Origin of the sequence: Cupriavidus necator (genome assembly GCF_040578825.1) — a bacterium.
Classification (GTDB): domain Bacteria; phylum Pseudomonadota; class Gammaproteobacteria; order Burkholderiales; family Burkholderiaceae; genus Cupriavidus; species Cupriavidus necator_E.
Window position 1 is genome coordinate 1 of the sequence record NZ_JBEFLI010000086.1, and the last position, 26755, is coordinate 26755.

Sequence of the window (26755 nt, forward strand, 5' to 3'; positions counted from 1 at the left end):
GCCCCCAATTCTCGCCACGCCCCCGCATTCATGAGAGAACGCATCGCCGGCTTCCTGCTGATGATTTTCATCGTCCCCCTTGCCCTGCTCGGATATCTGCTGATCGTCTACATCGGCTTCTTCGGCAAGACCGAGCGAGGCCGCGCAGGCGTGCGGGCGATGGACCATTTCGTCAATGCGACCTTGTTCAATGGCTATGCCTGGGAGTCGGTGTCGTCGCATGCCTGGCGTGAGCAACACCGTTGGTGGGCGAAATTCATCATCTGGTTTACCGACAAGTTCCAGAAGGACCATTGCCGCCGTGCCAACAAGCGGGAGCAGCCGGTTGTTGATCTGGTCCTGAAGAAGAAACTGCACCACCGAACGCAATGACCCAGACCGTCACGGAAAGACAGCCCGCTGAGGCGGCGGCTGTGGAGGTGCGTCGTCGCAAGGTGTATTACATTAGCGGTTTCGATCCGCGCGGCGCGGGTTTTTACCATCGCTTGTATCGCGAGGAATCGGCCAAGCAAGCGGTTCATCTGGGCACCACCGTGCAGGTGGGGACACGTGCGCGCCTGGATAAGCATGTCAGCGCGTGGCATGTCACCAGCCAGTGGGATGGGCATGAGGTGTCGACGGAGTACCAGTTCCTGCACTGGGACGACCTGGTGCGTCGGCACTGGGAGCCGAATCTGCTAAAGCTGCTGCTATCTTCGCTGGTGACTTATGCGGGCTATGTGGGATGCGGGGCGTTCGGGCGGCTGAGCAAAACGTTTCGCGGGCCGTTCTTCAGCGCGCTATATCCGCTGGCCTACCTGTTCCTGTTGCTGATGCTGGCGTTTGCCGGCGGCGCAGCGGCCAGGGCGGCGATCGGCAGCGCCACGGGTAATGGCGGGTTCGCCTGGGCCGGTGGTATTGCCGGCGGCGTTGCGCTGGCGTGGGCTGGCGTCGCGCTGGCGAACCGACTGGCGGTGTTCTGGCTGCTGCAAATCTACCGCTTCGTCCAGGGTTGGGGCGTGCGCGAGCCGCAGGACGTCAAGGAGCGGATCGATGCCTTTGCCGACTGGATTCGCCGTGACCAGCAGGCGTCGCCCTCTGACGAGGTATTGCTGGTCGGCCACAGCGTCGGCTCGATCGTTGCTGTCTCGCTCGCGGCGCGGCTGGCCGATGTGCTGACCGCTGCGCAGCGCCGCCATATCACGCTGATTACGTTGGGGCAGTGCATTCCGCTGCTGAGCCTGATGCCCTCGGCCAAGGCGTTCCACGGTGACCTGCGGCGCTTGTCGGAGGAGCGGGATATGCAGTGGCTCGACATGAATGCCCGTGCGGATTCGCTGTGCTTCTCGCAGGCCAATCCACTGGATATCTCGGGCATTACCGGTAGTGGCGTTGGCCGCCCGACCGCGCAGGTGGTGCGTCCGTTCCGCATGTTTGGCAAGCAGGAATATGCGCGGATGAAACGCAGCAAGCAGCGCCTGCATTTCCAGTACCTGATGGCAAGTGCGTTGCCGAACGAGTACGACTATTTCCGAATGACGGCCGGTCCGCGCCGCATTCAACCCTTTTGAAGCGCGGTATTCCATCGTCATGAATTTCCAGCCCCCGTATCCCAAGCCGCACGTGCGCAAGAGCTCGTTCCTGTTGCGCTTCCTGCGCGGCTGGAATTCCTGGATCGACGTGCTGTTCGAGCGCAGCTACTCGATGAAGATGGGCAAGATCTCGCAGCCCGGCATGGATATCTTCATGGTCAACGATGCCGACTGGGTGCGGCGGATCCTTGGCGATACGCACCAGTATCCCAAGCACCGGCTGATGCACCGGATGCTGGAGCCTTTGCTGGGCAGCAGTATTTTCACGACCAACGGGAATACCTGGGAACGCCAGCGCCGGCTGGTGGAACCGGCCTTTGCGCAGGCCCGGTTGAAGCTGGTGTTCTCGCTGATGGCGGATTCGGTTGCCGGCATGACGCGGCGGCTGGATGCGGTGGCGGACGGGCGCTCGTATGAGGTCGATGGCGAGATGACGTACGTGACCGCCGACATCATCTTCCGGACCATCCTGTCGGAGAACCTGGAAGAGTCTGACGCCAAGGCGATCTACGATGCGTTCCTGGATTTCCAGCACCATGCGCAGCGCGCGATGATCCTGATGATCTATCGGCTGCCGCCGGTGTTCTCCGCGTGGGCCAGCAGGCGCGCGGCGAAGAAGATCCGCGTGATCCTGTCCGAGATCATCGCGCGGCGGCTTGCCGAGCGTGACAGCGGGCAGGCGGGCGGGCGCCAGGACATTCTCGCCGGCATGATGGAGGCGGTCGATCCCGTCAACGGCGACCGCTTTAATTATGAAGAACTGGTGGACCAGGTCTGCATGCTGTTCCTGGCCGGCCATGAAACCTCGGCCAGTGCGCTGACGTGGGCGCTATACCTGATTTCGCAATGTCCGCACCTGCAGGACAAGATGTATGAGGAGATTCAGGCTGAGGTAGGGGACCGTGATTTCGAGCTGAGCGATATCAAGAGCCTGCCTGCAGTGGGCAACGTGTTCCGCGAAACGCTGCGGCTGTATCCGCCGGTGGGGTTCTTCGTGCGCGAGGCCGCGCAGTCGCAGTGCATTCGCGACAAGGAGGTGAAGCAGGGCTCGCCGATCCTGATTTCGCCGTGGCTGCTGCATCGACACCGCACGCTGTGGGAGCGGCCGGACGAGTTCGATCCCGGTCGCTTCGATACGCACGCCGGCAAGGAGTCGTCAAAGTGCGCGTATATCCCGTTCAGCAAGGGGCCGCGTGTGTGCATCGGCGCGGCCTATGCCACGCAGGAGGCGGTGCTGATCCTCGCCAGCATCGTGCGCCGCTATCGGGTGGAAGCCGATCCAAGCCATGTGCCCAAGGTGGTCGGGCGCGTGACGATCCGTTCCGGCAACGGCGTGCGTGTCAAGCTGCATCGCCGCTGAGCGACGCCCGCGGCGGGGCTAGAACCCGCTGATGCGCAGCCCGATCGAGAACAGCCCGTATGACCGGTCAAGCCGGCTTGCCGTGACCGGGTTGTAGAGCATCGGCACATATCCGACCAGGCTGTTCTGCGCGCCTTGTCCGCGCAGGAACACGTCCACGTAGCGGTTGATCGCATACGACGCCTGCAGCACCACAGTCTGGTTGAACTGGCTCTTGGGCGCGCCATATGCCGCATAGCGTTCGTCCAGGTCACGGAAGAAATACTGGACGTGGTAGCCGGCCAGCAGGCTCAGCGAGCCGTATCTCCATCGCCACGAGCCGCCGGCACCGACGAAGGCGCCGCTGTCATTGAAGCCGTTGCCGGCATCCAGGCCAAATTGCGTCGCGTTCATGCGGAAGCCACCGGTGGGGACCGTCACGCGTCCCATCCGGCAGGGTGCCGCCAGCGTGCCGATGGCCATGTTGTCAGCGCCAACCCTGACGTTGTACCGGCACGCGCCTTGTTGCAACGTGCCCTCGATATCGCCGGCCCGCACCCAGCTATAGCCTGCGCTGATAAAGGCTGTGGCGAAGTGGTTGGCCCATGGGTGGCCGGTGTAAATCAGGTCTGCCTGCACCTGGGTATCGTTCGGGTGCGCGATGGTGAAATTGGCGAGCTTGTTGGCGTAGGTCGGCCCGGTCTTGCTCAGGCTGCCGGTGTAATTGCCCCATGCGGACAGGCGCAACGTGAGCTTCCTGCCGGCGTCCGGACTCACGACCAGGCCATAGCTGGTGGAGGCAAGCCAGCTGTCGATGCCGGCGGAGTCATCGGCATAGCTCAGGTGGCGGCGCCAGTATCCGGCCTCCAGCGACCACGCCGGCGATAGCTTGTAGCCCCCGCGGACATGGCCGCCCTGGTAATGGCTGCCCACGTCATACGCACCTTCCGCCGCATACCCCCACGGCGCCGCGACCACCGGTTCGGCGCTGAGCAGCGCATCGTCCATGGCGCCGAGCGCCGTTCCCCATGACGCCAGCATCATGGCGCCGATGCAAGCTGCCCTGAGCCTGCGCTGTGTAATGGCGCCCATGTCTTTTCCCCGGTTGGTTTTTTTATTGTTCGCCGTGCTTGCTCCCCGGCCGTGGCACCGTCTGTTGCGATGCTTGGCGTTAAATGAATGTTGGAAAGCGGAGAGGCGATGCACAACCCGGTTATGTGCGCGAGGACACGCGGCTCGTTCATGCCGTGGCCTGTCGGTCACTTGACATTAGCTCTTACGATATATATCTTACGATATGTCTTGCGATATAACGGAGAGCACTATGCGCCATCATTCGCACCTGGCGGGGCTTGCAGGCCACGGCCGACACCTCTTTATGCGTCTGGCGCCGCACCTGGCGCGGCATGCCATCGGGCGCCACGGCGGCTTCTGGGGCGGCGGCCACGATGACGGCTTCGGGCCTGGGGGCCCCGGCGGCTTCGACGGCGAGGGATGGCGGCGTGGCCGCAAGTTCAGCGCCGATGACCTGCAATTGCTGTTGCTGTCGCTGCTGGAAGAAAAGCCCAGCCACGGCTATGAGCTGATCAAGGCGCTGGAGACGCGCACCAGCGGCTTCTACAAGCCGAGCCCGGGCGTGGTCTATCCGGCGCTGACGTACCTTGAGGAAGTCGGCTACGCCACGGTCGATACGGAAGGCAACAAGAAGCGCTATCAGCTATCGGAGGCCGGCAAGGCGCATCTGGCGGCCAACCGCGAGCGGGTCGATGTGATGGTGGCCAGGCTGCGCCATGTGGCGCGCAAGATGGAGTGGATGCGCCGAGCCATGAGCGGCGAGCCGCAGCCAGACCCGGAGCAGGGCGGTTGGCTGCCCGAGCTGATGCAGGCGCGCGCGGCGCTCAAGCAGGCGCTGGCGCTGCGCAGCGAGGCCAATGTCGATGAGCAGCGCCGTATTGCAGAGATCCTGTCGCGGGCCACGGCGGAGATCGAAGCGGGTCCCAGGTCCTGAGCCGTGGCGCTGACACTGGCTGCGACGTTCGGCAACCGGGCCCGGCAAGCGCCGGGCTCGCAAACAAGGAATTCCATGATGCATGCAAACACCCCTGCATCCGCACGCGACCTGACGGTGCAGCGCGTGCGCCATCCGCTGAAGATGCGCCTGCTGCAAGTCCTGCGCACCGCGCACGTGTCGCCGCAACTGCTGCGCGTGACGCTTGGCGGCGCCGACCTGGAGGACTTTGTGTCGGCGTCGTTCGATGACCACGTCAAGGTGTTTTTCCCGGTGGATGGCGCTGACAAGCCGGTGCTGCCGCAGGTGGGCCCGGATGGCATCGCCATTCCGGAGGGCCAGCCGCGACCGCCGGCGCGCGACTACACGCCGCGCCGCTATGACGCGGCGAAGCGGGAACTCGATATCGAATTCGTGCTGCACGGCGACGGCCCTGCGTCGACTTGGGCAGCGCAGGCGCGCGCTGGCCAGTACCTGGGCGTGGGCGGACCGCGCGGCTCGTTCGTGGTGCCGACGGGGTTCGACTGGCACCTGTTGATCGGGGACGATACGGCACTGCCGGCGATTGGCCGGCGACTGGAAGAGCTGGGGCCGGATATGCACGCGATCGTGGTGGTGGAAGTGGCTGATGCCGCTGCACAGATCGCGCTGCCCACGCAGGCGCAGTCAGACATCCACTGGCTCCATCGCGGCGACGCGCCCGAAGGCAGCCTGCTGAAAGCAGCGCTGCGCAAGATTACGCTGCCGCGCGGCGAAGGCTATGTGTGGGCAGCGGGTGAGGCCGCGGCGATGAAGGCGGTGCGCCAGTACCTGGTCAATGAGCGCGGCATCGACAAGAAGCGCATTCGCGCCTCGGCCTACTGGAAGCGCGGCGATTCCGCCGTGCATGAAACGCTGGACGACTGAGGTTGGGGCCAGGCCGTGTGCACGGACGGTGGCGATGCCATAAGATACCGGCATCGCCATCAGTCGGGAGAACTGCCGTGCAATCCGCATCTGTGCTTTGCCGCTTGCTGACCTCCCCGCGCATCGCGCTGCTGAGCGCCTGTGTAGTGCTGGCCGCAGCGTGTGCGCCAGATTCCATGCGCAATATCCAGGCCAAGGGCTTCAACGCCTACCTCGATTCGCTGAAGACCGCCTGCCCCAACATGATCATGGGATCGAGCAATATCAGCGACTGGCTGCGCACTGGTGGCGACAGCGGAGACAGCAACTACGTCTACTGGCTCGACCAGACCTCGCGCCTGTACTACCGGCGCATCTCGACGAAGGAGTACCGCGATTCGGTCAGTGCGGCGCTGGGCGGCAAGTCGGATTCGCCCGCGCTGGACTGCATCGTCCACAACCTGCCGCCGGACCGGCCGACAAATCCGGCGGGCGGCAAGCTGCTCTGAGTTTGCGAGCCAGATTGCACATGGCCGTTGTGCAACGGCCGCATCCCCGCTAACATGAGTCCCCGATGGCCGAGACAACGGCCACCGACGTCGCTCGGACGGTTCCGGGCGCTTACGTAAAGGACTCCCTCATGACTGCCGCTTCTGGCAAGCGCCGCTTCGCGCGCATCGATCGCCTTCCCCCGTACGTTTTCAATATCACTGCCGAGCTGAAGATGGCCGCCCGCCGCCGTGGCGAGGACATCATCGACATGAGCATGGGCAATCCGGACGGCGCCACGCCGCCGCATATCGTCGCCAAGCTCACGGAAGCGGCGCAGCGCCCGGATACGCATGGCTACTCGGCCTCCAAGGGCATTCCGCGGCTGCGGCGCGCCATCTCGCACTGGTACCGCGAACGCTATGACGTCGAGATCGATCCGGATACCGAGGCCATCGTCACCATCGGCTCGAAGGAAGGGCTGGCGCACCTGATGCTCGCTACGCTCGATCGCGGCGATACGGTGCTGGTGCCGGATCCCAGTTACCCGATCCATATCTACGGCGCGGTCATTGCCGGCGCGGATATCCGTTCGGTGCCGCTGGTGCCGGGCATCGACTTCTTTGCCGAGCTAGAGCGCGCGATCCGCGGCAGCTATCCCAAGCCGAAGATGATCGTGCTGGGCTTTCCTTCGAACCCGACCGCGCAGTGCGTGGAGCTGGACTTCTTCGAGCGCGTGATCGCGCTGGCGCGCAAGCACGATATCTTCGTGGTCCATGACCTGGCGTATGCGGACATCGTCTTCGATGGCAGGAAGGCGCCGTCGATCATGCAGGTGCCGGGCGCCAAGGATATTGCGGTGGAGTTCTTCACGCTGTCCAAGAGCTACAACATGGCGGGCTGGCGCATCGGCTTCATGGTGGGCAACCCGGACCTGGTGGCGGCGCTGACGCGCATCAAGAGCTATCACGACTACGGCACCTTCACGCCCCTGCAGGTGGCTGCCATTGCGGCGCTCGAGGGCGACCAGCAATGCGTGCGCGACATCGCCGCGCAATACCAGTCGCGCCGCGACGTGCTGGCGCGCGGGCTGATCGAAGCGGGCTGGCAGGTCGATATCCCGAAGGCGTCGATGTATATCTGGGCGCGGATTCCCGAGCCGTATCGCCACCTGGGTTCGCTCGAGTTTGCGCGGCAGTTGCTGGAGAAGGCGAAGGTGACGGTGTCGCCGGGCATCGGCTTTGGCGACTATGGCGACGAGTACGTGCGCTTTGCGCTGATCGAGAACGAATCGCGCATCCGGCAGGCGGTGCGCGGCATCAAGGCGATGTTCCGCGCCGACGGGCTGGTCAAGGTGCCGTCGGTTGAGCACGCGGAAACGCAGGAAAAACCCGCAAAAACTCCCGCGAAAACTCCCGCCAAAACTCCCGCCAAAACTCCCGCCAAAACGGCCAAACGCGCCGCTCAGTAGCGGCGCAGCGCCTCCAGGTCGAGCACGTGCACCACGCCGTGCTCGACCGCCAGCAAGCCCTCATCCTCAAGAACCTTCAGTGCCGCATTGGCGCGCTGGCGCGAAATGCCGGCCAGCAGGCCGACTTCTTCCTGCGTCAGGTGCAGGCTTGCGTCGGTTTTGGCGTCCGCATCGGCTGAGGCGGGGCACAGCACCGGATGGAACAGGGCCGCCAGCGCGCGCGCAACACGGCCTTCCACGCCGTGCATGCGTTCATGCTCGACCGTCGCGATGAAATGGCCGAGCCGCTCATTGAGCTGTGTGATCAGGTAGCGATTGAAAGGCAGGCTGGTGGCCAGCAGCCAGTCGAAGGTGGCCAATGGCATGCAGGCGATCCGTGAATCGCGCAGCGCCACCACGTCATAGCGCCGCGCTTCGCGCTTGAGCAGCGAGCCTTCCCCGAGCCAGCCGCCGGCGGGCACGCCGGTCAGCGTGGCGCGCTTGCCCGACGCGGCAGCGCAATGCACCTTCACCAGCCCCTCGGCCACGCCCAGCCAGCAGTCGGCCGGCTGACCCTTGCGGCTGACATAGGCGCCTTGCGGCACCACGCGTTCGCGCAGGTCGTCGCGCACGCGCTGGCGCTGCGGCGGCGTCAGCAAGGCCGCCCACGGGCTGCGCGCCAGCAGCGCGTCCAGGCTCACGGCGTGGCATCCGCTCAGGCGGGCAGCGGCAGCGGCTGCTCGCCGGGTCCCCACCACGGCCGGAACAGCGCCTGCACCGCGGCGTCGTCGACGGCTTCGTAGCTGGGGGTGCGCCAGCGCGGCGCGTTGTCCTTGTCGACGATCAGGGCGCGCACGCCTTCGATAAAGTCGCCTTGCGAGAACGTGTTGACCACCACTGCCAACTCCATGCGGAAGCAGTCGGCCAGGTCCATGCGGCGCCCGCGCAGCAGCAGTTCGCGCGTGGCGCAGGCGGACAGCGGCGAGCGCGTGCGCAGCACGTCGACGGTGCGGGTGGCCCAGGCGGCGTAGCGGGGATCGTCCTGGCAGGCGAGGCCGGCGACGATCTCGGGCAGCGTGGCATGCGCGGGGAAGTGCTGCAGCAAGGCGGGCAGCACCTGCAGCAGCGGCGCCTCGGGCGCGCTGGTCACGGGCTCGCGCACCAGCGCATGGCGCAGGTCGGCCAGCGCATCATGACTCCATGCAATGCCAGCAAGGGTCTGTTCCAGCGATGCCAGCGTGCCGCTGTCCACCGCCGCATCGGCCAGTCCGCACAGCAGCGCGTCGGCCGCGCCGATGGTGACGCCGGTCAGGCCCAGATAGAGCGCAAGCTGCACCGGCAGCTTAGACAGGAAATGGCTGGCGCCGACATCGGGCACCAGGCCGATGCCGGTCTCGGGCATGGCTACGCGCGAGCGCTCGGTGACGATGCGCAGGTGGGCCGCCTGCGCCAGCCCCATGCCGCCGCCCATGACGATGCCGTCCATCAGCGCCACCACGGGCTTGGGATAGCGGTGCAGGCGGTAGTCCAGCGTGTATTCGTCGATAAAGAAGCGCCGGTGCAGCGGCGTGCCGTCGCGGTAGCTGTCGGTCAGCGCGCGGATATCGCCGCCGGCACAGAACCCCTTGGGGCCGGCGCCACGCAGCACCACCGCGCGGATGGCATCGTCCTGCGCCCATGCCTCAAGCTGTGCGCTGAGGGCGACGATCATCGGGTACGACAGCGCATTGAGCTGGCGCGGACGGTTCAGCGTGGCGATGCCGACGCCATTGACGGTGTGGAACAGGGCCTCCGGTTCCGCGGCATCCAGGTTGGGAGCCGTGTTGGTTTCAGTCAGGCGCATGGGGGCTCCTACGCGTTGCGCCATTGCGGCGCACGTTTCTCGAGGAAGGCGTTGACGCCTTCGCGCTGGTCGGCATCGTCGAACAGGTCGACAAAGCGCTCGCGCTCCAGCGCCAGCGCGGCCTGGCGCGGCACGCCCTGGCGCGCCAGGTGCACCAGCCGCTTGCTGTGCGCGGCGGCGCGCGGGCTGACGTTGCCGGCGCGCTGCGCCATCGCCAGCGCTGCCTGCAGCGCCTGGCCGCGCGGCACCACGTCTTCGACCAGCCCGATGCGCAGCGCCGTGGCCGCATCGACGCGTTCGTTGGTCAGGATCATGCGCTTGGCCCAGCCTTCGCCGACCAGCCACGGCAGCGTCTGCGTGCCGCAGCCGCACGGCAGCAAGCCGACCGCGGCTTCGGGCAGCGCCATCTGCGCATGTTCTTCGGCGATGCGGATATCGCAGGCCAGCGCGCATTCCAGCCCGCCCCCCATCGCATAGCCGTTGATCGCGGCGATCACCACGGGGCGCGCGTTCTGCAGCGCTTCAAAGGCGCTGCCGAACTGCTGCGCCATCACACGCGCGTGGGCGCGGTCGCCGTCGGCAAAGCCGTTGAGGTCGGCGCCGGCGCTGAAGAATTTTTCGCCGGCACCGGTGATGACCACGGCGCGCACTTCGGGGTTGGCATCGATCTTCGCCACCAGCCCGCGCAACTGCTGCAGGCCCTCGGCGGTGAAGGCATTGGCGGGCGGCCGGCTCAGCGTCAGCGTGGCGACGTGGCCTTGCAGGGCGTACTCGATCATTGCTTGGTTTCCTTGTCTGCGGCGGACAGGTACTGGCGGATCACGCCGGAGAAGTCGAGCTGGCCATCGCCGGAATGGCTCATGGTCTGGTAGACCTGCTGCGCCAGCGCGCCGAGGAACAGCGGCTGCTTCACGCTGCGCGCGGCGTCCGTTGCCAGGCCCAGGTCCTTGAGCATCAGGTCGGCGCCAAAGCCGCCGCTGTAACCGCGCCCGGCCGGCGCGGTCCCGATTACGCCGGGCCAGGGGTTGCAGGTGTCCGAGGCCCAGCAGCGGCCGGTGGAGGTGTTGACGATGCCGGCCAGTACGTTGGCATCGATGCCCAGCTTCACGCCCAGCGCCATTGCCTCGGACACGCCGATCATCGAAATGCCGAGGATCAGGTTATTGCAGATCTTGGCGACCTGGCCGGTGCCGGTGCCGCCGCAGTGAACGAGGTTGCGGCCCATGCCGGCCAGCACCGGGCGTACCTGTGCGAACAGCGCTTCGCTGGCGCCGACCATGAAGGTCAGCGTGCCGGCCTGCGCGCCGACGGTGCCGCCGGAGACCGGCGCATCGGCCAGTGCGTTCCCCTGGGCTTCGGCGGCCGCGGCCAGTTCGCGCACGGTGGCGGGGTCGATGGTGCTGGAATCGACCAGCGGCACGCCGGGGCGCACGCCGGCGAGCACGCCGTCTTCGCCCAGGTAGGCGCTGCGCACATGCGCGGCGGCGGGCAGCATGGTGATGACGAAATCCGCTTCGGCTACCGCCTTGCGCGCGGAATCGGCGGCGGCGGCGCCTTCGGCGCGCAGTGAGGCGACGGCGGCGGCGTTGAGGTCGAAGACGGTCAGGGTGTGGCCGGCCTTGAGCAGGTTGCGCGCCATGGGGGCGCCCATGTTGCCGAGGCCGATGAAGGCGATATGCATGGGGGGTCTCCTTCGTACAAGAGGTCAAATCCCCGCCTGTTTTCTCCCCTCTCCCGCTTGCGGGAGAGGGGCGGGGGAGAGGGCGGGGATGTCAATTGCTACTGCGTCAGCTCAGCAGCCATGAGAGTCTGTGTGCCGGCGGTTTGCGCAGTCAGAGGTCCTGCAAGCTCTTGCCCTCTCCCCCGACCCCTCTCCCGCGAGCAGGAGAGGGGAGCAAACCGTCGGCCCTTCGACGTGTCTCGCCTTACTTCAAACTAATCGTCGTATTCACCCCATCATTCACCGTCGCGTCATCAAACCACCGCGCCGTCACCGTCTTGGTCTGCGTATAGAACTGCACCACCTGCTTGCCATACGGCCCCAGGTCTCCCAGCTTGGACCCGCGCGAACCGGTGAAACTGAAATAGGGCACCGGCACCGGGATAGGAATGTTGATCCCCACCTGGCCCACGTCGATCTCGCTCTGGAACTTGCGTGCCGCAGCGCCGCTCTGCGTGAAGACGCCGGTGCCGTTGCCGAACGGATTGCGGTTGACCAGCGCGATGGCGTCGTCCAGCGTCTCCACGCCCAGCACCACCAGCACCGGCCCGAAGATCTCTTCGGTGTAGATCGACATCTGCGTGTCGACGTCGGTGAAGAGGGTCGGGCCGATGAAGTTGCCTTGCGGATAGCCCGGTACCTGCACACCGCGGCCATCCAGCACCAGCGTGGCGCCTTCGCGCTCGCCGGCGGCGATCAGGTCCAGCACGCGTTCCTTGGCCGCGACCGATACCACCGGACCAACGTCCGTGCCCGGCTCGGCGCCGGCGCCAACCTTCAGCGTCTTCGCGCGCTCCACCAGTTCAGGCACCCAATCGCGCGCAGCGCCCACCAGTACCACCACCGAGGTGGCCATGCAACGCTGGCCGGCTGCGCCAAACGCGGCGCCCGCCAGCGCATTCAGCGTCTGTTCCTTGTGCGCGTCAGGCAGCACCACCGCATGGTTCTTGGCGCCCATCATCGACTGCACGCGCTTGCCGTGCGCGCCGGCCAGGTTGTAGACGTGCGTGCCGACCGCGGTCGAGCCGACGAACGATACCGCCTTGATGTCCGGGTGCGTGCACAGCGCATCGACCACGTCCTTGGCGCCGTGCACCACGTTCAGCACGCCGGGCGGCACGCCCGCTTCCAGCGCCAGCTTGACCAGCTCGACCGTCGACAGCGGATCCTGCTCAGATGGCTTGAGCACGAAGGTATTGCCGCAGACGATGGCCATCGGAAACATCCACAGCGGGATCATCGCCGGGAAGTTGAACGGCGTGATGCCCGCGCACACGCCGATCGGCTGCTGCAGCGTGTAGGTGTCGACGGTGGAAGCGACGTTCTCGGCGAAGCCGCCTTGCTGCAGCGTGCCGATCGAGCACGCATGCTCGACCACCTCCAGCCCGCGGAAGATATCGCCTTCGGCGTCGGCCAGCGTCTTGCCTTGCTCGGCGGTCAGGATCGCGGCGATGCGCTTGCTGTGCTCGCGGATCAGCGCCTGGTAGCGCAGCATGATGCGCAGCCGCGCGCCGATGGGCGTGTGGCGCCAGGTGGCAAAGGCGCGGTGCGCGGCGCCGACCGCGGCGGCGACTTCGCTGGCCGTGGCCAGCGGCACGCGCGCCAGCACTTCCTGCGTGGCGGGGTTGACCACCTGGCGGAATTCGGTGGCGGACGATGCCACCCATTCGCCGTTGATCAGCAGCGGTACGGTCGGCACGGCGTTGTCGGTCTTGGGCACGGCACTCATGGTTGTCTCCGGACGGTGTGTTGGTATGGAAAGAAGCGGACTACAGGCCGCGCGCGATCAGCATGCGCTGGATCTCGCTGGTGCCTTCGTAGATCTGGGTGATGCGGGCGTCGCGGTAGTGGCGCTCGACCGGGTAGTCTTCCAGGTAGCCGTAGCCGCCGTGGATCTGCAGCGCCTTGGAGCACACGCGCTCTGCCAGCTCCGACGCGTACAGCTTGGCCTGCGACGCTTCGGACAGGCACGGCACGCCTTCGCTGCGCATGCGCGCGGCACGGTGCACCAGCAGCCGCGCGGCGTTCAGTTCGGTGGCCATGTCGGCCAGCATGTTGGCAATGGGCGGATGCTCGCGCAGCGCGCGGCCGAACTGCACGCGCTCGGACGCATAGCGGCACGCCGCCTCGAAGGCCGAGCGCGCGATGCCGATGGCCTGTGCTGCAATGCCGATGCGCCCGCCTTCCAGGTTGGACAGCGCGATGCGCAGCCCTTCGCCGGGCTCGCCCAGCAGCGCGTCATGCGGCACGGTGCAGTCTTCCAGCGTGATGGCGCAGGTGTCGGAGGCGCGGATGCCGAGTTTCTTCTCCGGGGCATGGACGATAAAGCCCGGCGTGTTCGTCGGCACCAGGAAGGCGGAGATGCCTTTCTTGCCGCGCTCGGGCTCCGTTGAAGCGAACACCACCGCCACGCCGGCGCGCTTGCCGTTGGTGACGAACTGCTTGCTGCCGTTGAGAACCCAGCCATTGTCGGTAAAGCGCGCGCGGGTGCGCAGGTTGTGCGCTTCGGAGCCGGCCTGCGGCTCGGTCAGGCAGAACGCGCCGATCAGCTCGCCGCTGGCCAGCCGCGCCAGGTAGCGCTCTTTCTGCGCATCGGTGCCGTAGTGCAGGATCGGTCCGCAGCCGACCGAGTTGTGCACGCTCATCATGGTGGCGCAGGCTGCGCAGCCGGCGGCGATCTCTTCGATGGCGAGTGCGTAGGCGACGTAGTCGGTATAGGTGCCGCCCCATTCCTCGGGCACGATCATGCCGAGCAGGCCGAGTGCGCCCATTTCGGCGACCACCTCGTCGGGCAGGCGGCCGTCGCGGTCCCATTGCGCGGCGCCGGCGGCCAGGCGCTCGGTGGCAAAGGCGCGCGCGCTGTCGCGGATCATGGTTTGCTGTTCGGTGTAGTCGCTGTGCATGGCAGGTTCAGGTGCGTTTGGCGCTGCGCGGCAAGTCAGGCAGAATGCGCGCTCGTCTTTTGTGCTGCGGCCAGTGTAGGAACGCCCGGGGTGGGCTCCTATGCCAAAATCCGCCAATCTTGCTGAACTGGTTTGCCACCTCAGTTCGGCACCTTAGTTCGCCACCTTCATTTACCAGCCTCAGCGCCATGGAAAAAGGCAGTGTCGCCATCTGTTTCGTCCACCACGCCATTGCCGGACTGCGTGCGCGCGGTATCGACCCGGAGCCGGTGCTGCGCGGCGCGGGCATCGCCCCGGAGCTGCTGGCGGTGCCGCAGTCGCGCGTTTCCGCCGCCAGCTACAGCGAGCTGTGGCTGGCCGTGGCGGCGGCGCTGGATGACGAGTTCTTCGGGCAGGATTCGCGCAGCATGAAGTGCGGCAGCTTTGCCATGCTGTGCCATGCGGTGGCCGGCAGCCGCACGCTGGGGCAGGGGCTGGAGCGGATCACGCGGTATTTCCGCTTGCTGCTGGACGATATCGGCGTGCGGCTGGACCGCCATGGCGACGAGGCGGCGCTGGTGCTGACCGCGCCGTCGGCGCACCTGGGGCGGCTGCCAGGCGTGTTCGCCAAGGAAACCATGCTGATCATGCTGCATGGCCTGATGAGCTGGCTGCTGCGCCGCCGCGTGCCGGTGCTGCTGGCCGCGTTCGACTATGACGAGCCTGCCTACAGCGCGGAGTACCGCGTCATGTATTCGCGCCAGCTGGCCTTCGGGCAAGGGGCCACCGCGCTGGTGTTCGACGCCGCGCTGCTGGACCAGCCGGTGCGGCAGGACGAGCGCAGCCTGAAGGCCTTCCTGCGCGATGCCCCGCACAACGTGGTGGTGAAGTACTCGGACCGCGCCAGCGTGGGCGCGCGCGTGCGCCGGCTGTTGCGCAACCAGCGCCCGGAGTCGTGGCCCACGTTCGAGGCGCTGGCGGTCAGCCTGAACCTGTCGGCGTCATCGCTGCGGCGCCGGCTGATGGATGAGGGCGTCAGCTACCAGGACCTGAAGGATGCGCTGCGGCGCGACCTGGCGATCGAAGCGCTGAGCCATTCCGGCCGGCCCGTTGCCGAGATCGCGGCCGAACTGGGTTTTGCCGAGCCCGGGGCCTTCCACCGTGCGTTCCGGCGCTGGACCGGTTCGCGGCCTGGCGCCTATCGCCGCGTCGCGGAAGAGGCCTGAGGTCGCTTGGCGGGATCGGCCGGTTCGCGCGGATCCTCGCGCAAGACCGGATCGTTCCGCAGCAGCCAGCGCGCCGCCATCAGCAGCGCGACGAGGCATGCAACGATATAACCGCCGAGAGACGTGACCTGGTGCATTGACTGACCCCATCGTGTCCCGGCGCACAGGCCGGTCGTGGTGCCATTATGGGAGCCAGCCCTGCGCCAGACATCCCCTGATTGGGGGCTTGCGGCAGTCACGTCGGTACGCTCGCTCGCAGTCCTCAGAGCTGCGCGGCGTGGTGGCGGATATGGTCGGCGATAAAGGTCGTGATGAAGTAATAGCCGTGGTCGTAGCCGCTGTGCCGGCGCAGCGTCAGCGGCTGGCCCGCGGCCTGGCACGCCGCCTCGAAGGCATCCGGATGAAGCTGGGTCTGCAGGAACTGGTCGTCCAGTCCCTGGTCGACGAGGATGCCCGCGGGGAAGGGCGCGGCTTGCTGGCGTGCCATCAGCTCGCTGGCATCGTGCTCCGTCCATGCGGCGCGGTCAGTGCCAAGGTAGCCGGTGAAGGCCTTCTCGCCCCACGGGCAGCGCGAGGGCGCGGCGATCGGCGCAAACGCCGACACCGAGCGGAAGCGTTCCGGATGGCGCTGCGCCAGCACCAGCGCGCCGTGGCCGCCCATCGAATGCCCGAAGATCCCCACACGCTCGGCATCGCCCGGCAGCGCGGTGGTGACCAGGTCGAACAGCTCGGTGGCGACGTAGCTTTCCATGCGCCAGTGCTTGCGCCACGGTGCCTCGGTAGCATCGACATAGAAGCCTGCACCGACGCCGAAGTCCCAGGCATCGTCCTCGCCCGGCAGGCCCGCGCCGCGCGGGCTGGTGTCGGGCGCCACCAGCATCAGGCCGTGCTCGGCGGCAAAGCGCTGCGCGCCGGCCTTGATCATGAAGGTCTCTTCGGTGCAGGTCAGGCCGGCCAGGTAGAACAGCACCGGCACCCGGGCGCCACCCTGCGCCTGTGGGGGCAGGAACACCGAGAAACGCATCGGCAGCCCGATGGCCGTCGAGTCGTGGCGATAGAAGCGTTGCGAGCCGCCATGGCAGCCGTGTTGGGAGATCAGTTCCATATCGGCGTCATCCTCAGTACAGCACGACCGAGCGGATCGACTCGCCGCGCTTCATCAGGTCAAAGCCCTCGTTGATGCGGTCGAGCGGCAGCGTGTGCGTGATCAGGTCGTCGATATTGATCTTGCCTTCCATGTACCAGTCGACGATCTTGGGCACGTCGGTGCGGCCACGTGCGCCGCCGAAGGCCGAGCCCTTCCACTCGCGCCCGGTCACGAGCTGGAACGGGCGTGTCGAGATTTCCGCGCCGGCCTCGGCCACGCCGATGATGATCGACTTGCCCCAGCCCTTGTGGCAGCACTCCAGCGCCTGGCGCATGACCTGCGTGTTGCCGATGCATTCGAACGAGTAGTCGGCGCCGCCGTCGGTCAGCTGGATGATGTGGTCGACCACGTTCTCCACGTCCTTAGGGTTGATGAAATGGGTCATGCCGAACTTGCGCGCCATCGCCTCGCGCGCCGGGTTCAGGTCCACGCCGATGATCTTGTCGGCGCCGACCATCTTGGCGGCCTGGATCACGTTCAGACCAATGCCGCCGAGGCCGAACACCACCACGTTGGCGCCGGCTTCCACCTTGGCCGTGAAGATCACCGCGCCCACGCCGGTGGTGACGCCGCAGCCGATGTAGCAGACCTTGTCGAACGGCGCGTCGGGGCGGATCTTCGCCAGCGCGATCTCCGGCACCACGATGTGGTTGGCGAAGGTCGACGTGCCCATGTAGTGAAAGATGGGCTTGCCGTCGAGCGAGAAGCGCGCGGTGCCGTCCGGCATCAGCCCCTTGCCCTGCGTGGCGCGGATCGCCTGGCACAGGTTGGTCTTGCGCGACAGGCAGAACTTGCACTGGCGGCATTCGGGCGTGTACAGCGGGATCACGTGGTCGCCGGGCTTCAGCGAGGTCACGCCCGGGCCGACGTCGGTGACGATGCCCGCGCCTTCATGGCCCAGGATCGCCGGGAAAATGCCTTCCGGATCGGCGCCGGACAGGGTGTAGTAGTCGGTATGGCAGATACCGGTGGCTTTCACTTCCACCAGCACTTCCCCGGCGCGCGGGCCGTCCAGGTCCACGTCTTCGATGGTCAGTGGGGCGCCGGCTTTCCAGGCGATGGCGGCTTTGGTTTTCATCAGACTTGCTCCGAGAGATCCCGCCCTTCAGGGCGGGGAGTGAAAGGAGTGCTGCCGGCAGCAAGCAATCCCAAATTAGGATGACCGGCATGCTTCTGGTCTTTTCCTCTGGTGATGCGTGTCAGGAAGCCGTGGGCGGGCCGGCGCTTCGGCCTGTATCTCGCGCCACCTGCGGGGACCACTTGGCAATGGCGGTATTTTGCTCGAAAAAGCCAGGTCATTGCGACCGAGCATGTTTAACGCGTCCCAAGTCGTGCACTTGACAGCGCTGTCAATTCCATGGATTCTCTAGTCCGTCGGGGATTTCTGCCGACGGCTGTTCCCACCAGGAACGAACCAAAAATAAGAGCATGGCCCGACGCGCAAGCCGCGCCGGGGGAAATGAGGAGACATTGCATGGAATCCGGAATTCGAGTTTCGACTCGATCCCGCGCGGGCTATTGCGCTCGCCATCAAGTGGGACATCACCCGCGCCATCATGTGCGACATCACGTGCGCAAGGCGCTGCAAGCCATAACGGGCGCCCTCGCGATCAGCGCTGCCAGCGCCAACGCCTACGACCTGACGACAAGCCCATACCTGCTCGGCGACTGGGGCGGCGTGCGCACCCGCCTGGCGGAGCAGGGCATTACGTTCAATCTGGGCTATGGCAGCGAAGTCGCGCACAATTTCAGCGGCGGCACCGACCGGCTGACGCGCTATACCGACCAATGGGTATTTGGCGCCGGTCTCGATCTCAACCAGCTGTGGGGCTGGCGGGGCGCCACGTTCCAGGCCACGATCACGGACCGCAACGGCCGCAACCTGGGTGCTGACGCCAATATCGGCAACAACATGCTGATCCAGGAAGTCTACGGACGCGGGCAGACCTGGCACCTGACGCAGTTCTGGCTGAACCAGACACTGCTCAACGACCGCCTGCAGATCAAGCTCGGCCGCATGACCGTGGGCGAGGACTTCGCGAGTTTCTCCTGCGACTTCCAGAACCTGACCTTCTGCGGCTCGCAGCCAGGCAACCTGGTCGGCAGCTACTGGGTCAACTGGCCGACCAGCCAGTGGGCGGCGCGCATCAAGTATCAGACGTCGCAGGAAACCTATGTGCAGGCGGGCGCGTACCAGGTCAACCCGAAGTACGTCGATGACAGCTATGCGCGCCATAGCGGCTGGAAGCTGAATAACCCCAGCGGCACCACCGGGGCGCTGATCCCGCTGGAAGCCGGCTGGCTGCCCAATCTCAGCGGTCGGCCCGGCTCGTACAAGGTCGGCGTCTGGTACAACACGTCCAACGGCAACGACCTGTACCACGACGTGAACCGCAACCCGCGCGGCATCACGGGCCTGGCACCGCTACAGCGCAACGGCCAATATGGCGCCTATATCAACTTCCAGCAGCAGGTCACGGGTAGCGCCGGCGGCCGCGGCGCTACGGTGTTCCTGAACATTTCGCAGGCTGACCGCAACACGGCCCAGCTCGACCGGCAGATTGCGATGGGCGTCCAGTACAAGGGCCCGTTCGACCGGCTCGCCGATTCGATCGGCTTTGCCGTTGGTGCGACGCACAACAACGGCCGCTACGCGGACTTCGTGCGCCAGACCGACGCCCGCACCGGCCAGAGCACTGTCGTGGGCGATGGCTACGAGTACGTGAGCGAGCTGTATTACAGCTGGTCGCCCGTGCCGTCGGTATATTTTCGTCCCAACTTGCAGTACATCCTGCATCCGGGCGGAACCACGCAGAACAAGAATGCGTTCGTGGTGGGCCTGAAATCGGGCGTTACCTTCTAGACCGCGCGCCTGCCCCTTTACCACGTCAGCACCTCAGCACCTCAGCACCTCAACAACAAATTCCAGCAGACGGAGACCCTCCATGATTTCCCGACTCTTGCACACCATTGCCGTTGCCGCAGCGCTGACCGCCGGTAACGCGCTGTTTGTCGCCGATGCCCACGCCAGCAAGGAGGCGCCCGTCATCGGCTTCTCGATCGACGACCTGCGCGTCGAGCGCTGGACGCATGACCGCGATTACTTCGTCGAAGCCGCGAAGAAGCTGGGCGCGACCGTCAACGTGCAGTCGGCCAACGCCAACGAATCGCGGCAGATCGCGCAGATCGAGAACCTGATCGCCCAGGGGGTGGACGCGCTCGTCATCGTGCCGTTCAACTCCAAGGTGCTCGGCAACGTGATCGCCAGCGCCAAGCGGGCCGGCATCAAGGTGGTGTCGTACGACCGCCTGATCCTCGGCGCCGATATCGATGGCTACGTGTCGTTCGACAACGAGAAGGTCGGCGAGATGCAGGCGCAGGGCGTCGTCAAGGTGGCGCCGAAGGGCAACTATTTCCTGCTGGGCGGCGCCGCGACCGACAACAACGCACGCATCCTGCGCGACGGGCAGATGAAGGTGCTCAAGCCGCTGGTCGACAAGGGAGACATCAAGATCGTCGGCCAGCAGTGGACGCCGGAATGGGACCCGGCCAAGGCGCAGAGCATTGTCGAGAACGCGCTGACCGCGAGCCAGAACAATATCCAGGGCATTATCGCTTCCAACGATGGCACGGCCGGCGGCGCGATCCAGGCGCTGGCGGGCCAGAAGCTGGCCGGCAAGGTGCCGGTGTCCGGCCAGGACGCCGATCTCGCGGGCGTGCGGCGCGTGGTCGAGGGTACGCAAGCCATGACGGTCTACAAGCCGATCAAGACCATTGCCGCATCGGCGGCGCAGCTCGCGGTGGACCTGGTCAAGGGCAAGACCCCCAAGTTCAACGCCCAGTTCGACAACAAGAAGACCAAGGTCAATACGGTGCTGCTGACGCCGACGCTGCTGACGAAAGAGAACATCGATGTCGTCGTCCAGGACGGCTTCTATACGCGCCAGCAGATCTTCGGCAAGTAATCACCACATCAGCGCTACGGCAAACAGACCCAAAAAGGGGGCGGGGATGAGCAACGGCTACCTGCTGGAAATGCGCGACATCGTCAAGACGTTCTCCGGTGTGCGCGCGCTGGACGGAATCAGCCTGGCCGTGCGGCCGGGCGAGTGCGTCGGCTTGTGCGGCGAGAATGGCGCCGGCAAATCGACCTTGATGAAGGTGCTGTCCGGGGTCTACCCGCACGGCACCTATGAGGGAGAGATCCTGTGGCATGGCAAGCCGCTCAGGGCGCATTCGGTGCGCGACAGCGAGCGCGAGGGCATCGTCATCATCCACCAGGAACTGATGCTCGTGCAGCAACTGTCGGTCGCGGAGAATATCTTCCTCGGCAACGAGATCACCCGGCCCGGCGGCCGCATGGACTATGACGCGATGTACCGCGAGACGGAGGCGTTGCTGGCGCGGCTCAAGCTCACAGACGTCAACGTCGCCGCGCCGGTCATGCACTATGGCAGCGGCCACCAGCAGCTGTTCGAGATCGCGCGGGCGCTGGCCAAGAACGCGAAGCTGCTGATCCTGGACGAGCCGACCTCTTCGCTCAGCGCCAGGGAGATCGAGGTGCTGCTGACGATCATCGAAGACCTGAAGCGCAGCGGCGTGGCGTGCGTCTACATCTCGCACAAGCTCGACGAGGTGGCGCGCGTCTGCGACACCATCACGGTGATCCGCGACGGCACGCATGTCGGCACCCGCCCCGCCACGGAAATGAGCGTCGACGACATCATCACCATGATGGTGGGGCGGCAGATCGACTCGCTGTTTCCGCGCACGGAGCGCGAGATTGGTGAGGTCGTGCTGGCGGCGCGCAATGTCACCTGCTGGGACGTGACCAATCCCAGCCGCAAGCGCGCGCACAACGTGTCGTTCAGTGTGCGGCGTGGCGAGATCCTTGGCATTGCCGGGCTGGTTGGCGCGGGCCGGACCGAGATCGTCTCGGCGATCTTTGGGGCCTGGTCCGGGCGCTCGACGCTGGAGCTGGAGATCGACGGCAAGCCGGTGAAGATCAAGACACCTGCGCAGGCGATCGCCAACGGGGTTTGCCTGGTGCCGGAGGACCGCAAGCGCCACGGCATCGTGCCGCTGCTCGGCGTGGGCGACAACATTACGCTCGCCACGCTTTCGCACTACGCCAGCGGCGGGCATGTCGACCGCAACGCGGAGCTCGCGGTCGTGGACCGTTCGATCCGGCAACTGCGGATCAAGACCGCCAGCCCGGCACTGTCGATCATCGGCCTGTCCGGCGGCAACCAGCAAAAGGCGGTGCTGACCAAGATGGTGCTCGCCAGGCCCAAGGTGCTGATTCTCGACGAGCCGACACGTGGCGTGGATATCGGCGCCAAGTACGACATCTACAAGATGATCTTCGATCTCGCCGCGACGGGCGTGGCCATCATCATGGTGTCGTCCGAACTGCCGGAAATCCTGGGCATGAGCGATCGCGTGCTCGTGATCGGAGATGGGCAGTTGCGTGGCGACTTCGTCAACCAGGGGCTGACCCAGGAGCACATCCTGGCTGCCGCACTCAATACCCAACCGCTGCAGAGCGCAGCCTGAATCCCCATGAACGAGATCCAATCTCAAACTGCTGGCGGGCCGCTCGATGGCCCGGCCGGACTGCGCATCGATGCCCGTCAGATCCAGCAAATCTTCGTGCGCTACAAGCTCCTTGCGCTGCTGCTGGCGGTGGCGCTGATCTGGCTGTTCTTCTGGGCCAAGACCGGCGGCACGTTCCTGACGCCGCGCAGCCTGTCGAACCTGTTCCTGCAGATGTCGGTGACGGGGATGCTGGCCTGCGGCATGGTGTTTGTCATCATCGCGGGGGAGATCGACTTGTCAGTGGGCTCGCTGCTGGGTCTGCTCGGCGGGCTGGTGGCAATCCTGACCGTCAACTTCGAGTGGAACACATGGCTTGCGGTGTCCGTCGTGCTTGCCGCGGGCATGCTGATCGGCATGGCCAATGGTTTCGTGACGACGCGCATGCGCATTCCGTCTTTTATCGTTGGCCTCGGCGGCATGCTCGCGTTCCGCGGGTTGCTGCAATGGGGAACGGACGCCGTGACCATTGCGCCGGTACCCGATGACCTGGTGATGATCGCGCAGGGCTTCGTGCCGCCGGCGATCTCCGGGTGGCTGGCCGCGGCCATCGTGGCAGCGGCGGGCTACCTCACCGTGCAACGGCGGCGCAACCGCGCGCGGCTGGCGCTGCCGTCCGCGCCGGCCTGGGCCGATGCGCTGCGGCTTGCGGCCATCGCCGTGGTCGTGATCGGCTTCGTCGCGGTCCTCAACCGCGCCAACGGCGTGCCGATCCCGGTGCTGATCCTGCTGGTGCTGCTGGCGGTGTTCTCCTATGTCGCCATGCAGACCGTGTTTGGCCGCCATGTGTATGCCGTGGGCGGCAACGTCGAGGCGACCCGGCTGTCCGGCGTCAATGTCGACCGCGTCAAGCTGGCGGTGTTCGCGCTGATGGGGCTGATGTGCGCGTTCGCGGGCATTATCACCACGGCGCGCTCGGCGGCGGGTTCGCCTTCGGCCGGGATCGGCGGCGAGCTGGATGCGATCTCGGCCTGCTTTATCGGCGGCACGTCGATGCGCGGCGGCTCGGGCACCGTGTACGGCGCGCTGATCGGCGCGCTGGTGATGGCCAGCCTGGACAACGGCATGCAGCAGATGAACGTCGACAGCTCGTGGCAGATGATCGTCAAGGGCTTCGTGCTCGTGCTGGCGGTCTGGATCGACGTGCTGTCGGGCTCGAACCGGGGTTGATGCAGATGCACCAGACTCCGATCCTGTTCGCAGTCGGCACCTATACGCAGGCGATGGGTCATGTGGATGGCAAGGGGCTCGGCATCCACGTGCTCGCGTTCGATCCGGCCGACGCCTCTCTGAAGGAGGTCGCGCTCCACACCGGGACGCCGAATCCGTCCTACCTGGCCGCTTCCGTGCGCGGCGATCGCCTGTATAGCGTGCGCGAGCTTGGCGCCGCCGCCGGTGCGGCGATCGATGTGTTTGCCACGGAGGAGGGCGGCGCGCGGCTGCGCCCGCTTGCCAGCGTTCCTGTGGCTGGCGCCGACCCTTGTTTCCTCAGCGTGGACGATGGCGCGAACCGGCTCTATGTCGCGAACTACACGTCCGGAGAGGTGCTGGCGTTCAGCCTCGACACGGACGGAATGCCGCAGGGAGCGCCCGTGGTGCTGCGGCGCGATGGCAGCGGCCCGCGCCAGGACCGCCAGCAGGGGCCGCACGCGCATTGCGCAGTCGCCGGCCCGGACGGGCGCAGCGTCTATCTGTGCGACCTCGGTATCGATACCGTCGCGCGCCATCCCATCCGCGGCGGCCATGTTGCCACGGTGCCCGACCTCGCGCTGCATGCCACGCCCGGCGCTGGCCCGCGGCATCTCGCCTTTGACGCAACCGGCTCGCTTCTCTTCGTTGTCAACGAGCTGTCGTCAACCGTCGCCATGTACGGCATCGACGCGGGCAACGCGCGCAAGCTGTGCGAAGCGAGCACGCTGCCGGCAGGCTGGACCGGCACCAGCGCCGCGGCTGCCATTCGCGTCCACCCCGGCGGCGGCTGGGTCTACGCCAGCAACCGCGGACACGACAGCATCGTCGCCCTGCGGGTGGATCGCCCCACCGGCAGCCTGGTACCCGTGGGCTGGTGGGCGGCAGGCGGGCGCACGCCGCGCGATTTCATGCTGACGCCTGACGGCGCCTTCCTGCTGGCGGCAGCGCAGGACGACGCGCTGATCCGGATCTTCCGCGTCGATCCGCAGAGCGGCGCCCTCACGCATGCCGGCCGCGACTATCGGCTGCAATCTCCCGCCTGCCTTTGTTTGCTGTCCCGGCCGGGACCCTGATTTCGACCCTGACAACCTGACTGCTTTCGTGACTGCTTACGTGAACCCCGCCCGCATCCTCGTCACCGGCGCAGCCGGCAACCTTGGCCGCAAGGTCGTCGAAGCGCTGGCTTCCACGCCATGGTGCACCACCATCATCGGCGTGGACCGCGCTGGCGACGCTGCCAGTTTCCCGGCACACGCCCGCGAACGGCTGCAATTCATCACCGCCGACCTCTCACAAACCGACAGCGCATGGACGCGCCTGATGGCCGGCACCGACGCCGTGGTGCATCTCGCTGCGATCCAGCCGACACCGGATGCGACCTGGCAGCAGGCGGTCGCCTCTTACGACATGACGCTGCGCGTGTTGCGCGCGGCGGCGGAGCAGGGCGTACGCCGCTTTGTGTTTGCGTCGTCCAACCATGTGATGGGCGGCTACAAGGACCAGCCGCTGGCGGGCCAGCTTGGCCCCGGCAAGCTGACCACCGCGTTGCCCGTGGCACCGGGCACGCACTGGCACAACGGCATCGAGGTGGTCGATTCCACCGCCTACGCCACCTCGAAGGCCATGGGCGAGCGGCTCTGTGCGGCGGTGGCTGCGCTGTCGGGTGGACGCCTGACCAGCGTGGCGCTGCGCATCGGCTGGGCCCAGCCCGGCGACAACGATCCCAACGATATCAACTACGCCGGGGCGGCCGAAACCCCGCCACCGGGCGCCACGCTCGACGAGCAAAGCCGCATTGCGCTGCGCTGGTTTCGCAATATGTGGTTGTCGAACGGCGACCTGGCCCGTCTCTTCATCGCCGCGGTCAGTGCCGATGGCGCGGACTGGCCGGATGGCTCGGTCATCGTCAACGGCGTGTCGGACAATGGCGGGATGGACTGGGATCTCGGCAGCGCCCGGCGGTATCTCGGTTATGCGCCGCAGGACGACCTCTATCGGCTGATCGCGGAATAGCCGGTTGGCTCCGGCCAGTTCGTGTCAGCGCCTGCGTCCTCTCTATGCCGAGGGCGCACTCGTCGAATCGCGCACGACGAGCTCGTACTCAAGCGTCCTGCACGGCGAAGGTTGCTGGAGCCCGGGATGCTGCGGGCGCTGGCCGGCCACGATCTGTTCGATCGCCGCATACGCCATGCCCTGAATCGGCTGGCGTACCGTGGTCAGGCTGGGCCAGACCTGGCGCGACAGCGGCGTGTCGTCATAGCCGGCCACCGACAGCTCGCCGGGCACGTCGATGCCCTGCGCGTGCGCCGCGTAGAGAACGCCGGCCGCCATGTCGTCGTTGCCGGCGAAGATCGCGCTCGGGCGCTGCGACCGTGCCAGCAACTGCCGGCCACACTCGACCCCGGACTCGAAGGAATGATTGCCTTGCCCGATCAGGTTCGTGTCGACCGGCAGGCCGCTTTGCTTCATCGCGTCGCGATAGCCCTTGAGACGCTCGTGCGCGGCCCCGTGGTCCCGATGGCCGATGACGAAGGCGATGCGGCGATGGCCCAGCCCGATCAGGTACAGCGTCATGTCCCGCGCCGCCGAGCGATCGTCGCAGCTCACCGACAAGCCGTTGTGCTTGCGGTCGACCGGCGCCAGCCGGACATAGTCGATGCCGATCTCGTCCAGCGCTTGCACCAGCGCCGCCACGTCGCAGACCGGCGGGGTCAGGATCAGCCCGGTCAGCGCACGCTGTCGCACGTTCTGCACGATCTGCGCACTCAGATCCGGCGCACGATAGTCGCAGGGATTCAGCAGCAGGCTGTAGTCATACACGCCGCACGCATCGAGCGCGCCACGCTGCAGGTTGACGATGTAGTTGTCGCTGGGGTTGTCGTAGACCAGCGCGATGATGTTGGTGCGCTTGCTGGCCAGGCCCCGGGCCGAAGGATTCGGACGGTAGCCGAGCCTTTCCATCGACTCGACCACCTTGAGGCGCGTTTTCTCGGTGACGTTGGGTTCGTGATTGAGAACCCGCGAAACCGTCTTGATCGACACCCCGGCGTCTTCCGCGACATCGTCAACCGTGATGGAACCGCTGTTCCTGGTGTTTCTCATGGGGGCGGCGAAGATGATGGAACGGGGAATTCTAAGGCTTGGCTCGCCGTGGCGTCACCCATTCCCAAAAGCTTGCGCGCTGGCAAGATGCGACAGCGGCGGGGGGGGTGGGGGGTGGGGGGGGGGGGGGGGGGGGGGGGGGAGGGGGGCGGGGGGGGGGGGGGGGGGGGGGGGGGGGGGGGGGGGGGGGGGGGGGGGGGGGGGGGGGGGGGGGCCGGGGGGGGGGGGGGGGGGGGGGGGGGGGGGGGGGGGGGGGGGGGGGGGGGGGGGGGGGGGGGGGGGGGGGGGGGGGGGGGGGGGGGGGGGG

24 protein-coding genes are annotated in these 26755 nt (G+C 66.5%); 14 read left to right on the forward strand and 10 right to left on the reverse strand.

Annotated features, from left to right (window positions below):
• From AB1I47_RS29265 to AB1I47_RS29275, 3 genes are all read left to right on the forward strand, one after another.
• Positions 1-372, forward strand: a 372-nt coding sequence (locus AB1I47_RS29265; RefSeq protein WP_354687185.1) for a hypothetical protein, incomplete at its 5' end; no start/stop codon positions are given.
• Entirely contained in the window at positions 369-1550 is a 1182-nt protein-coding gene (locus AB1I47_RS29270) for an alpha/beta hydrolase (RefSeq protein WP_354687186.1), read from the forward strand. The genes AB1I47_RS29265 and AB1I47_RS29270, both read left to right, overlap by 4 nt.
• Before the next feature lie 19 nt (positions 1551-1569).
• Positions 1570-2931, forward strand: coding sequence for a cytochrome P450 (locus AB1I47_RS29275; RefSeq protein WP_354687187.1), 1362 nt, complete (start codon positions 1570-1572; stop codon positions 2929-2931).
• Positions 2932-2949: 18 nt separating this feature from the next.
• Here the strand turns inward: AB1I47_RS29275 and AB1I47_RS29280 are convergent, their stop codons facing one another.
• Positions 2950-4002, reverse strand: a complete 1053-nt coding sequence (locus AB1I47_RS29280) for a hypothetical protein (protein WP_354687188.1) — start codon at positions 4000-4002, stop codon at positions 2950-2952.
• A 232-nt stretch (positions 4003-4234) separates the two neighbouring features.
• On the opposite strand from AB1I47_RS29280, the gene AB1I47_RS29285 reads away from it, so the two are divergent.
• The 4 genes from AB1I47_RS29285 (at position 4235) to alaC (ending at position 7763) form a co-directional block, all read left to right on the forward strand.
• Positions 4235-4918: a PadR family transcriptional regulator gene (locus AB1I47_RS29285; RefSeq protein WP_354687189.1), complete on the forward strand. Its 684-nt coding sequence runs from the start codon at positions 4235-4237 to the stop codon at positions 4916-4918.
• Positions 4919-4996: 78 nt separating this feature from the next.
• Positions 4997-5824 (forward strand): siderophore-interacting protein, encoded by an 828-nt coding sequence (locus AB1I47_RS29290; RefSeq protein WP_354687208.1) that lies wholly within the window; start codon positions 4997-4999, stop codon positions 5822-5824.
• A 92-nt stretch (positions 5825-5916) separates the two neighbouring features.
• On the forward strand, positions 5917-6312 hold the full coding sequence (locus AB1I47_RS29295; RefSeq protein WP_407935932.1) for a hypothetical protein: 396 nt from the start codon (positions 5917-5919) through the stop codon (positions 6310-6312).
• A 131-nt stretch (positions 6313-6443) separates the two neighbouring features.
• Entirely contained in the window at positions 6444-7763 is a 1320-nt protein-coding gene (gene alaC, locus AB1I47_RS29300) for an alanine transaminase (RefSeq protein ID WP_354687191.1), read from the forward strand.
• Here alaC and AB1I47_RS29305 read toward each other — a convergent pair.
• From AB1I47_RS29305 to AB1I47_RS29330, 6 genes are all read right to left on the reverse strand, one after another.
• Complete coding sequence (locus tag AB1I47_RS29305; RefSeq protein WP_354687192.1) at positions 7757-8443, reverse strand: Crp/Fnr family transcriptional regulator; 687 nt, start codon at positions 8441-8443, stop codon at positions 7757-7759. The two genes, alaC and AB1I47_RS29305, sit on opposite strands and share 7 nt — an antisense overlap.
• 14 nt (positions 8444-8457) lie before the next feature.
• Positions 8458-9585, reverse strand: a complete 1128-nt coding sequence (locus AB1I47_RS29310; RefSeq protein ID WP_354687193.1) for an enoyl-CoA hydratase/isomerase family protein — start codon at positions 9583-9585, stop codon at positions 8458-8460.
• Positions 9586-9593: 8 nt separating this feature from the next.
• Positions 9594-10364: an enoyl-CoA hydratase gene (locus AB1I47_RS29315; protein ID WP_354687194.1), complete on the reverse strand. Its 771-nt coding sequence runs from the start codon at positions 10362-10364 to the stop codon at positions 9594-9596.
• Complete coding sequence (mmsB, locus tag AB1I47_RS29320; RefSeq protein WP_354687195.1) at positions 10361-11266, reverse strand: 3-hydroxyisobutyrate dehydrogenase; 906 nt, start codon at positions 11264-11266, stop codon at positions 10361-10363. The genes AB1I47_RS29315 and mmsB overlap by 4 nt, the downstream gene beginning before the upstream one ends.
• Positions 11267-11510: 244 nt before the next feature.
• Positions 11511-13034: a CoA-acylating methylmalonate-semialdehyde dehydrogenase gene (locus AB1I47_RS29325; RefSeq protein ID WP_354687196.1), complete on the reverse strand. Its 1524-nt coding sequence runs from the start codon at positions 13032-13034 to the stop codon at positions 11511-11513.
• 40 nt (positions 13035-13074) lie between these two features.
• Positions 13075-14208, reverse strand: a complete 1134-nt coding sequence (locus AB1I47_RS29330; protein WP_354687197.1) for an acyl-CoA dehydrogenase family protein — start codon at positions 14206-14208, stop codon at positions 13075-13077.
• 188 nt (positions 14209-14396) lie between these two features.
• Between AB1I47_RS29330 and AB1I47_RS29335 the strand changes: the two genes are divergently transcribed.
• Complete coding sequence (locus AB1I47_RS29335) at positions 14397-15413, forward strand: AraC family transcriptional regulator (protein WP_354687198.1); 1017 nt, start codon at positions 14397-14399, stop codon at positions 15411-15413.
• 262 nt (positions 15414-15675) lie between these two features.
• Here AB1I47_RS29335 and fghA read toward each other — a convergent pair whose 3' ends face one another.
• Both fghA and AB1I47_RS29345 read right to left on the reverse strand, forming a co-directional pair.
• Positions 15676-16518, reverse strand: coding sequence for an S-formylglutathione hydrolase (gene fghA / locus AB1I47_RS29340; protein WP_354687199.1), 843 nt, complete (start codon positions 16516-16518; stop codon positions 15676-15678).
• A 13-nt stretch (positions 16519-16531) separates the two neighbouring features.
• Positions 16532-17638, reverse strand: a complete 1107-nt coding sequence (locus AB1I47_RS29345; protein WP_354687200.1) for an S-(hydroxymethyl)glutathione dehydrogenase/class III alcohol dehydrogenase — start codon at positions 17636-17638, stop codon at positions 16532-16534.
• A gap of 396 nt (positions 17639-18034) precedes the next feature.
• Between AB1I47_RS29345 and AB1I47_RS29350 the strand changes: the two genes are divergently transcribed.
• From AB1I47_RS29350 to AB1I47_RS29375, 6 genes are all read left to right on the forward strand, one after another.
• Complete coding sequence (locus tag AB1I47_RS29350) at positions 18035-19423, forward strand: carbohydrate porin (protein WP_407935931.1); 1389 nt, start codon at positions 18035-18037, stop codon at positions 19421-19423.
• An 82-nt stretch (positions 19424-19505) separates the two neighbouring features.
• Entirely contained in the window at positions 19506-20525 is a 1020-nt protein-coding gene (gene xylF / locus AB1I47_RS29355) for a D-xylose ABC transporter substrate-binding protein (protein WP_354687202.1), read from the forward strand.
• Positions 20526-20571: 46 nt separating this feature from the next.
• The gene (locus AB1I47_RS29360; protein WP_354687203.1) at positions 20572-22116 is read left to right on the forward strand and encodes a xylose ABC transporter ATP-binding protein; all 1545 of its coding nucleotides are present in this window, start codon (positions 20572-20574) and stop codon (positions 22114-22116) included.
• A 6-nt stretch (positions 22117-22122) separates the two neighbouring features.
• Complete coding sequence (locus AB1I47_RS29365) at positions 22123-23325, forward strand: sugar ABC transporter permease (protein ID WP_354687204.1); 1203 nt, start codon at positions 22123-22125, stop codon at positions 23323-23325.
• Positions 23325-24419, forward strand: a complete 1095-nt coding sequence (locus AB1I47_RS29370; protein ID WP_354687205.1) for a lactonase family protein — start codon at positions 23325-23327, stop codon at positions 24417-24419. The genes AB1I47_RS29365 and AB1I47_RS29370 overlap by 1 nt, the downstream gene beginning before the upstream one ends.
• Before the next feature lie 28 nt (positions 24420-24447).
• Positions 24448-25359, forward strand: a complete 912-nt coding sequence (locus AB1I47_RS29375) for an NAD-dependent epimerase/dehydratase family protein (protein ID WP_354687206.1) — start codon at positions 24448-24450, stop codon at positions 25357-25359.
• Positions 25360-25401: 42 nt separating this feature from the next.
• Here the strand turns inward: AB1I47_RS29375 and AB1I47_RS29380 are convergent, their stop codons facing one another.
• Positions 25402-26448 (reverse strand): LacI family DNA-binding transcriptional regulator, encoded by a 1047-nt coding sequence (locus AB1I47_RS29380; protein ID WP_354687207.1) that lies wholly within the window; start codon positions 26446-26448, stop codon positions 25402-25404.
• Positions 26449-26755: the final 307 nt, after the last annotated feature.

Bases quoted from the DNA above. Each gene is read 5' to 3' on its own strand.
- AB1I47_RS29270 (WP_354687186.1), top strand. From the start codon at position 369: ATGACCCAGACCGTCACGGAAAGACAGCCCGCTGAGGCGGCGGCTGTG.
- AB1I47_RS29275 (WP_354687187.1), top strand. From the start codon at position 1,570: ATGAATTTCCAGCCCCCGTATCCCAAGCCGCACGTGCGCAAGAGCTCG.
- AB1I47_RS29280 (WP_354687188.1), bottom strand. From the start codon at position 4,002: ATGGGCGCCATTACACAGCGCAGGCTCAGGGCAGCTTGCATCGGCGCC.
- AB1I47_RS29285 (WP_354687189.1), top strand. From the start codon at position 4,235: ATGCGCCATCATTCGCACCTGGCGGGGCTTGCAGGCCACGGCCGACAC.
- AB1I47_RS29290 (WP_354687208.1), top strand. From the start codon at position 4,997: ATGCATGCAAACACCCCTGCATCCGCACGCGACCTGACGGTGCAGCGC.
- alaC (WP_354687191.1), top strand. From the start codon at position 6,444: ATGACTGCCGCTTCTGGCAAGCGCCGCTTCGCGCGCATCGATCGCCTT.
- AB1I47_RS29310 (WP_354687193.1), bottom strand. From the start codon at position 9,585: ATGCGCCTGACTGAAACCAACACGGCTCCCAACCTGGATGCCGCGGAA.
- AB1I47_RS29315 (WP_354687194.1), bottom strand. From the start codon at position 10,364: ATGATCGAGTACGCCCTGCAAGGCCACGTCGCCACGCTGACGCTGAGC.
- mmsB (WP_354687195.1), bottom strand. From the start codon at position 11,266: ATGCATATCGCCTTCATCGGCCTCGGCAACATGGGCGCCCCCATGGCG.
- AB1I47_RS29325 (WP_354687196.1), bottom strand. From the start codon at position 13,034: ATGAGTGCCGTGCCCAAGACCGACAACGCCGTGCCGACCGTACCGCTG.
- AB1I47_RS29330 (WP_354687197.1), bottom strand. From the start codon at position 14,208: ATGCACAGCGACTACACCGAACAGCAAACCATGATCCGCGACAGCGCG.
- AB1I47_RS29335 (WP_354687198.1), top strand. From the start codon at position 14,397: ATGGAAAAAGGCAGTGTCGCCATCTGTTTCGTCCACCACGCCATTGCC.
- fghA (WP_354687199.1), bottom strand. From the start codon at position 16,518: ATGGAACTGATCTCCCAACACGGCTGCCATGGCGGCTCGCAACGCTTC.
- AB1I47_RS29345 (WP_354687200.1), bottom strand. From the start codon at position 17,638: ATGAAAACCAAAGCCGCCATCGCCTGGAAAGCCGGCGCCCCACTGACC.
- AB1I47_RS29350 (WP_407935931.1), top strand. From the start codon at position 18,035: ATGGAATCCGGAATTCGAGTTTCGACTCGATCCCGCGCGGGCTATTGC.
- xylF (WP_354687202.1), top strand. From the start codon at position 19,506: ATGATTTCCCGACTCTTGCACACCATTGCCGTTGCCGCAGCGCTGACC.
- AB1I47_RS29360 (WP_354687203.1), top strand. From the start codon at position 20,572: ATGAGCAACGGCTACCTGCTGGAAATGCGCGACATCGTCAAGACGTTC.
- AB1I47_RS29365 (WP_354687204.1), top strand. From the start codon at position 22,123: ATGAACGAGATCCAATCTCAAACTGCTGGCGGGCCGCTCGATGGCCCG.
- AB1I47_RS29370 (WP_354687205.1), top strand. From the start codon at position 23,325: ATGCAGATGCACCAGACTCCGATCCTGTTCGCAGTCGGCACCTATACG.
- AB1I47_RS29380 (WP_354687207.1), bottom strand. From the start codon at position 26,448: ATGAGAAACACCAGGAACAGCGGTTCCATCACGGTTGACGATGTCGCG.